The following is a 1,110-nucleotide window of genomic DNA, read 5'->3' as shown; positions in this document are numbered from 1 at the left end:
GAAGACAAGATTTTCAGGCAACACAAGACCCCCGTCGGCCTTTCGACGGCCGTGAAAGAGCTGTCCCGAAAATCCCGCCGGGAAAGGGCGGAAGTCCTCACAGTCCTCGATATGACGTCATGCGGCTCGCACGCTGGACACACCCGAGAAACGGGGTCCACAGACCGTGCGCGGACCGGCCGTGAGCCGTGCCCCAACCCGCTCGCCGTTCGAGGTGGACAACTCCGATACCACTGGCTGCATCGGCCAGTTACGTCGCGAACACCTGAAGGCCCCTTCCCCCGTGATCACCTTCCAGGCTCGGTCCGATACCCGACCTCACCTGATGGCAGCCTACAGAACGGACAGGCCCTTCCTCAAGGTTTTTCGGTGATCGCGCACCGGACCTTTACCTCACCGTCGAAAAATGACCGGGACCAAAACGTTTCCCCCGTTCAAGGCGTCGAGCAGGCGCGTTCCGGACGGCATGTGCGCGCCGGTTCCGAGCCGGCGCGCATTGGCTGGAATTCAGCCTTCTCCCGCGCCCTCGGCGAAGGCGGCGAAAGCCTTGTCGATACGGTCCGGGAGTTCGCCCTCGCCGGGCGCGGCGGCCCATTCCAGCAGGGCCACGGTGGCGACGGCGAAACTCGCCGCGACCAGCACCTTGACGCGCAGTTCGCCGTCCTTGTCCGCCGTCCGTCCGGCGAGCGCGCGCACGATGTGCTGCTGGGTGACGGCCTGGTTCTGCCACATCCTGCCCTGGAGCGCCGGTGTCGTCAGGATCAGCCGGGTCCGGTCGAGCAGCGCCTGCCGGTCGGTGGCGTAGATCTGGGCCAGTCCGTCGCGCAGGGCCTGGTGGATGCGGCCGACCAGGGGTTCGCCGCCGGCGGAGTCCTCCACGAGCCGGGTGATCAGGAAGTCGTAGTCGTCCTCGGCGGCGACGTGTTCCTTCGTGGGGAAGTACCGGAAAAAGGTCATGATCGAGACACCGGCAGCGGCGGCGATCTCCTCCACCCTGGTCGCGTCGTACCCCTTCTCCAGGAAGAGGCGCATCGCGTGGCTCTGGATGGAGCGTCGGGTGGCCGCCTTCTTGCGTTCGCGCCAGTCGGATGTGTTCCCCGGTTCCGTCAT

At 66.1% G+C, this 1,110-nt stretch carries 1 protein-coding gene; it reads right to left on the bottom strand.

From position 1 onward, the window contains the following. Positions 1–507: 507 nt before the first annotated feature. Positions 508–1,110: a TetR family transcriptional regulator gene (locus VM636_RS27765; RefSeq protein ID WP_030417541.1), complete on the bottom strand. Its 603-nt coding sequence runs from the start codon at positions 1,108–1,110 to the stop codon at positions 508–510.

This window comes from Streptomyces sp. SCSIO 75703 (assembly GCF_036607905.1).
In the GTDB taxonomy this organism is placed as follows: domain Bacteria; phylum Actinomycetota; class Actinomycetes; order Streptomycetales; family Streptomycetaceae; genus Streptomyces.
Note: the sequence above shows the minus strand (reverse complement) of the source record. Positions and strands in the feature narration are given on the sequence as shown.